This is a genomic window from Dokdonella sp. (genome assembly GCF_039926425.1).
In the GTDB taxonomy this organism is placed as follows: domain Bacteria; phylum Pseudomonadota; class Gammaproteobacteria; order Xanthomonadales; family Rhodanobacteraceae; genus Dokdonella_A.
The window spans coordinates 22,926-29,324 of the sequence record NZ_JBDSWZ010000162.1 but is presented as its reverse complement, the minus strand read 5'-3'; the positions used below and the strand labels follow the sequence as shown (position 1 = coordinate 29,324).

Below are 6,399 nucleotides of genomic sequence, written 5' to 3'. Positions count from 1 at the left end.
ACGGCCCCTTCGAGATCGACGGCGACAAGGACATCATGCAGGCGCTCGATGCGCTGCTCGCGAGCTTCGTCGAGCAGCATCGAATGAAACTGCCGGGGGCGACGTACGTTCCGTGCTACCGCATCCTCGCGTCTTGAGGTGGGATCGACAGCGCACGCTGGAAACACGACGAACACGCAGGGGCGGGTGCTGACGGTTGAGGCGTCTGCTCCTCTGGATTTGCACGCTTGACGTTGGCGGTTCATGTTCGACGACGCCGAGCGGAAGCTTTGACCGCGACGCTCATCAGGGTGTCCCTCGGTCACGCTCCATCCGGCGTGCGTCGAGCCGGTACGCCGCGGGTGCTGTGCAGATGCTGCGTTTTCGACAGCGGTTGCCACGCGGCGCCTTTCTTGCCGGAACCCGCGGCCGACGCCGTCATGTCTCCACCGCGAATGGTGATCGCCGATTCGGTCGGTGTATAACGGAGAACTTCCCAACGCGAGCATCTGCCATGAAATCCATCGTCTCACTCGTGACCCTCGGCGCCGTCGCCGCGTTTGCATTCGCGGCTCCGGCGTTCGGTGCGCTGAAGGTCGGCGCGAAAGCGCCCGAATTCAGCGCGCCCGCCTATCTCGCGGGTGAGCCGTTCACGTTCAACCTTGCCGACGCCCTGAAGAAAGGGCCGGTCGTCGTGTATTTTTTCCCCGCAGCGCATACATCCGGCTGCAATGTCGAAGCGCACCTGTTTTCCGAAGCGATGGACAAGTTCAAGGCCGAGAACGCGACGGTCATTGGCGTCACCGCCGGCAACGTCGACCAGCTCGCCGATTTTTCGAAGGAAACCGAGCATTGCGGCGGAAAGTTTCCGGTGGCAGCCGATGCCGGCGCGAAGATCGCGAAGGAATACGACGCATTGCTGACGATGAAGCCTGGCTGGTCGAACCGGACGTCCTACGTGATCGCGCCGTCGGGATCGGTCGCGTATGCGTATTCGGCGCTCAGCCCGAACGACCACGTCAAGGAAATGCTCGACGCGGTGAAGAAGTTGAAGCCGTAGAACCGATGCGCGCGGTGCGCGGTCGCTGTCTCGAACGGATCGCATCGGTTGGCAGCACGCGGCTGATCCACTCGCTCAGAACACGGCGTGCTCACCACGCTCGGCGCTTGCGTCTCCGCTGATCAGGCGTGCGTAGTAATCGAACAATGTGTCCGATCCGGTCGACGGCGTTGCATCGGCGTCGTATCGACCTGTCGCCGGATCGAGCACGAGCATCGATTCGGTGGCGTAGTAGCGACCGATGCGTGCGAGTTGCGCCTTCGCCGCCAGAGCCGGAACAATGCGCCCGGCTGTGCTGAGAATTGCGATGATCGCATCAAGCATCGCCACCGGGACCTGCTTGAAGCGCGGTTTGCGTCCGAGCAGGGCAAACAAGTGTTCGCCCTGCTGACGTGGCGTGATGGCGGAGCCCGGCCCTCCAATGGGCAAGACGCGATTGTGGAGGCGCTCGTCGTCGAGACAGTCGGCAAGGTAGTTGGCAAGGTCGTCGTCGCTGATCGGCTTGCACGCGGTCAGCGTGCCGTCGCCGAACACGAGGAACGGGCGCCCCTTCTTCACGCGCTCGACCTGCCCGGACAGCGACTTGAAGAACGCGGTCGGACGCACGATCGAATGGCGGAGTCCGGAATCCACAAGCACCTTCTCGAACGCGAGCTTGGCGTGCTGGAACGCGAGCTGTGGCTTCTGGACACAGATCGCGGACAACAAGACGACGTTGCCCACTCCTGCGACGCGCGCGGCCTCCAGCGCATCCACATGCGCCTGGTAGTCGATCGCCCAGGCATCCTCCGGTACGCCCGTGCGCGATGCCATGCATGACACCAGCGTGTCGAACCGCTCACCACAAAAACCGTCGCGCAGCAGCGAAGCGGGCGCGCAGACATCGCCGATGCGCACTGTGGCGCCTTCGATGTCGGCGTGCTTTCGCACGAAGCAGACGACCTGGTGGCCGCGTCGGACCAGCGCTCGTGTCGTCGCGCGTCCGATGGTTCCGGTTGCGCCGAGCATGAAAATGCGTCGCGGATGCGGCGAACCACGATCGGTCGGGAAACTCGATGTTTGCTTGATCATGGCGAGCGCAAAGGTGCATGCATCGCGACGCGCGCGCAAGCCCCGTGGAGCCGGCCGGAACATGGCGGCCGGTGCCTGGCGAATTTCAGCTCTGTCCGATCGAAGGCGAGGTCTCGTGCTGATGCGGAAAGCCTAGCAGTCCACTCTATTCCTGTGTTTTTTAATCCAATTCGGCTATATCTCTGCGAGCCGTTCTGAACGACATCAGGGTCGAGTGGGCGAACGATCGGTGGGCAGCGACGTGCGGCCCGTATCCGAGCCTGCCACGCGCCATGCATGCTGCGCGAACGTGCCTTGCTGCCGCTCTTTCTGTCTGCCGGGGGAGTCAAGTATGTCGACGCCATCCATGATGTTGGGACCGCAACATCCTTCGCGCCGGGAGATTTCCGAGGAGGTGCACGCGCGCCCGTCGGACTCGCTCGAGGCGCCTTCACGTGCAACGTATGTGGCGGTGCTGATCCCGCCTGCCGATCGAAAGCGCGAAATCGAGCACCTCGCAGACCTGTGTAGCCGATTCGCGGTCGACCCGCCGGACACGGCCAGCAGCCACTTCACCGCGCGTCTGGGTGGGTTGACGATCAAGTGGGAACGTCACGGGGAATTTTCCGGCTACACCGTCGTCGTGCCTGGAGTTGGCGCAACACCCTTCGACCAACCTGCGGCGGCGCTGCTCCCTGCGGGGTGGCTCGCTGGAATCCCGGGTCTCACGCTCGTTGCGGCGCATGCCGAGCTGATCGCCGCGAGCACGTCGACTGCCGACGCAGTGCTGCTTGCTCGCTATTTCGACGACAACATTACTGCCGGTGGCAGCGTCGGTGAAGGTGTCGGCGCGATCTTCTCCGACTTCAAGATCCACGCCGATGGCTTTTCTCGCGTGCTGCTGCTCGATGACGGGTACACCGCACGACAGGCCGGTCGGATGATGCAGCGCATCTTCGAGATCGAAACCTACCGGATGATGGCGCTGCTCGCGCTGCCGGTTGCGCGGCACTACATCGCAAAACTTGCCGAGATGGAGGCGGAGCTCGCCACCGTCACGGACGACATCGCTGCGCGAACTGGAGACGATGAAACACTGTTGCAACTGGTGACGCGGCTCGCCGCGGAAGTCGAGCGCGGACTTGCGGCGTCGCAGTTCCGTTTCCGGGCCTGCAGCGCTTACGCCAACATCGTCAATGCGAGAATTTCCGAATTGCGCGAGCGGCGCCTTCCCGGTGTTCAGCCCATCGGCGAATTCATGACGCGCCGTTTCACGCCCGCGGTCGCGACATGCGCGACCGTGCTCGATCGGCTTTACGGATTGTCCGAACGCGTTGCCCGCGCCAGCGCGCTGCTGTCGACCCGCGTCGATATTGCACGAGAACGCCAGAACCACATGCTGCTGGGCTCGATGGATCAGCGCGCGAAGATGCAGCTGCGATTGCAGGAAACCGTCGAAGGACTTTCGGTGATTGCCATCGTGTACTACGCGGCGAGCGTCGTCGGGCTGATTGCAAAATCTCTCAAGAGTGGCGGACTGCATGTCGATCCGGAATTGATCGTCGGGGCAAGCATCCCGGTTCTGGCTGCTCTCGTCATCCTCGCCACGCGGGCAGCGCGTCGGCGAGCGTCCAGCGACTGACACGGTCCGCTTTCACCCGGAAACGGCTGCGCCGCCTGAAGTTCCGTGCCTCAGTGCGCGCCAAGTTTTTCGCGGATGTCGGCGAGCGACTTGAGATAGATCGCGCCGCCCTTGCCCATTGCATCGAAGACGGTCGTCGCAGTGGCAAGGTCCTCGCGTGCTTCAACGATTCGCCCCTGCACAAGACGCACGTTCGCGCGCGCGCGATGTGCGACGCCGGCGTAGACGCTGTGCGCACCATAGTGCGTCTCCGCACTCGCCACCGCCTCTTCCGCGAGCGCCGCGGCCTCGGTCACCCGATCCGTCGCGGCATAGGCTTCGGCGAGATTGATGCGCGCCATGGTCGCCTCGCGTCCGCTGTCCCCTCGCTGCGCAATTCCCATGCGCAGCGCATCCTCGAACAGCGGAATCGCCTCGGCGTAATTCTTCCGCCGCGTCAGAGACAATGCCAGATTGTTCTGCGCTGCCGCGAGTTCCGGCGATTCACCATACAGCTCGCGACGTGCTGCGACGACGAGGCGGTTGTCGGCTTCCGCTTCCGCATGGCGTCCGAGGTAGCCCTCGGCGAGCGCGCGATTGTTGATCGTCGCAAGACCGGTGGCGGAGCGCGCCTGCCCGATGGACTCGAATACTTTGTACGCTTCATTGGCGCGATCGATCGTCTCTTCGTAACGACCCAGCTGCATCAGCGCGAGGGACAGTGCGTTCAGCGCCGAGCCCACCTCCCGGTCCGATGTTCCGAGAAACGCGCGTCGTTCCGCGATTGCGCTCTCGAGGGTTGCGACGGCGAGATCCGTGTGGCCTTCCGCGCGTTGCAATTGCGCCTGCACCGAACGGCTTTCGCTGAGAATCGAGCGGAAACGTTCCGGCTGCGTTGCCCAGAAGGCCTGCGACTGATCGAGAAGTTCCTGTGCACGCGGTGTCTTGCCGCGTGAGTACTCGACCTGCGCGAGGTTGTAGCGCGCACTGGCGAGCACAGACGGGTTGCGATCGATCCCGGGCCACGCGAGAAGGCCTTCGAGCAGCGGGACCGCACCTTCGGAATCGCCCAGCGCGAGAAACAGGTCGCTGAGATTCAATGCGATGTCCTGGCCCGCTTCGGGACGATCGGCGAAGCGCGTGAAGATCTCGCCAGCGCCTTGCTTGAGCACGTCGCGTGCGGTGACCGTGGTTGCGCCGGACCGATCGGCGGCATCGCCGAACATCAGCATCACGTATTCGCGCACTGCGTTCGCGCGCGCCGCTTCCGCGACTGCGACATCGCGCTGGATGCCTTCGCGCCATGCACTGTAAAACGCAAAGGAGCCGGCGGCGACAAGTGCGATCAGCGTGAGTGCCGCGCTTGCCGCGGCAACGCGATTTCGTCCGACGAATTTGGCCAGCCGGTAGCCGAACCGGTTGCCGGTGACTCGAACGGGCGCACCCGCGAGCCAGCGCGACAGATCTTCGGAAAACGTCTCGACCGTGGGATAACGGCAGGACGGATCCTTGGCGAGAGCTTTTTCGATGATTCGCGAGAGATCGCCGCGCACCTGTTTTCGGTATGCGCGCACGTGGGTGGCGCGCGCGACGAGTCGCACCTCGATGCCGTCGTCGACTGCCGCGCTGTCCGGATTGCGCGGGGGCGACGCCACCTCGGACATGCGCAACGGACTACGGGCTTGATGCGCCTCTGGCGCTTCGTCGGGTGGCGATGACGCGCGCGAGATTGCCTGGGACAACGGCTGCGGGAGTGTTTCACGCACAACGCGTTCGGCGGCCGCAAATCCCGCGCGGCCGACGTCGTAGGGCCGCACGCCGCTGACCAGTTCGTACAGGATCACGCCGAGCGAATACACGTCCGTCGCGACACCCGCAGGCTCGCCCGAGAATTGCTCGGGCGCCGCGTATTCCGGCGTCATTGCCGGTCGATGGCCCGGAGCGGTCGACATCGATGCGTTGCCCGCATCGCCCTCGAGCAGCCCGGCGATACCGAAGTCGAGCAGTCGCACGACACCCGACGCATCCACCATGATGTTGCCGGGCTTGAGGTCGCGGTGCACCACGAGCTGTGCATGCGCGTGGCGAACCGCCGCGCAGATGTCGAGGAACAATCTGACGCGCGCGCGAACGTCGAGTCGCTGGCCGTCGCACCACTGTGTGATCGTGGTCCCGCGGACAAATTCGAGTGCAAACCAAGGCCGCCCGTCGCTGGAGACACCACCGTCGATGAAATGGGCGAGGTTGGGGTGCGACAGCCGTGCGAGGATGCGGCGTTCGCGCAGGAAGCGCGCCTGCACGTCGTCGAAGTCGAACCCCCGACGGATTAGCTTGATCGCGACCTCCTGGTCGAAGTCGGCGCCCTCGCGATGCGCGCGATACACGACACCCATGCCGCCGCGGCCGACGCATTCGACGACGCGAAAGGGTCCGAGGGTGCTGCCAATGAACCGGTCGAGCGGTTCGTCGGGAGGGCCGTCATCGGCGACGCCCGTTGCGAGATCGGAATCGTCCGCGCCGGCAAGCAATCGATGCACGTGCTCGCGCAGTGCGGCGTCTCCTTCGCAGCGGGCGTCAATGAATGCGCCGCGCTCGTCGGCCGGACAATCCAGTGCGTCGCGCAGGATTCCAGGCGCCAGGTATTGCCGGCTATGTGTGCCGTCGGTCATTGGGCCGCGCTTTCAATCGG

At 64.4% G+C, this 6,399-nt stretch carries 5 protein-coding genes; 3 read left to right on the top strand and 2 right to left on the bottom strand.

Annotation, left to right across the window (positions count from 1 at the left end):
* A partial coding sequence (locus tag ABIV12_RS09605; protein ID WP_348058646.1) for a pyrimidine/purine nucleotide monophosphate nucleosidase domain-containing protein occupies positions 1-137 on the top strand: 137 nt, incomplete at its 5' end.
* 356 nt (positions 138-493) lie between these two features.
* Entirely contained in the window at positions 494-1,039 is a 546-nt protein-coding gene (locus ABIV12_RS09600) for a peroxiredoxin (protein ID WP_348058643.1), read from the top strand.
* A 75-nt stretch (positions 1,040-1,114) separates the two neighbouring features.
* Here the strand turns inward: ABIV12_RS09600 and ABIV12_RS09595 are convergent, their stop codons facing one another.
* Positions 1,115-2,110: an NAD(P)H-binding protein gene (locus tag ABIV12_RS09595; RefSeq protein ID WP_348058642.1), complete on the bottom strand. Its 996-nt coding sequence runs from the start codon at positions 2,108-2,110 to the stop codon at positions 1,115-1,117.
* A 331-nt stretch (positions 2,111-2,441) separates the two neighbouring features.
* Between ABIV12_RS09595 and ABIV12_RS09590 the strand changes: the two genes are divergently transcribed.
* Positions 2,442-3,731 (top strand): DUF3422 domain-containing protein, encoded by a 1,290-nt coding sequence (locus tag ABIV12_RS09590; RefSeq protein ID WP_348058641.1) that lies wholly within the window; start codon positions 2,442-2,444, stop codon positions 3,729-3,731.
* Between the two features lie 50 nt (positions 3,732-3,781).
* Here the strand turns inward: ABIV12_RS09590 and ABIV12_RS09585 are convergent, their stop codons facing one another.
* Complete coding sequence (locus ABIV12_RS09585) at positions 3,782-6,379, bottom strand: protein kinase (protein WP_348058639.1); 2,598 nt, start codon at positions 6,377-6,379, stop codon at positions 3,782-3,784.
* Positions 6,380-6,399 lie beyond the last annotated feature (20 nt).

Excerpts from the sequence above, each read along its gene's own strand:
- ABIV12_RS09600 (WP_348058643.1), top strand. The coding sequence starts at position 494 with ATGAAATCCATCGTCTCACTCGTGACCCTCGGCGCCGTCGCCGCGTTT.
- ABIV12_RS09595 (WP_348058642.1), bottom strand. The coding sequence starts at position 2,110 with ATGATCAAGCAAACATCGAGTTTCCCGACCGATCGTGGTTCGCCGCAT.
- ABIV12_RS09585 (WP_348058639.1), bottom strand. The coding sequence starts at position 6,379 with ATGACCGACGGCACACATAGCCGGCAATACCTGGCGCCTGGAATCCTG.
- ABIV12_RS09590 (WP_348058641.1), top strand. The coding sequence starts at position 2,442 with ATGTCGACGCCATCCATGATGTTGGGACCGCAACATCCTTCGCGCCGG.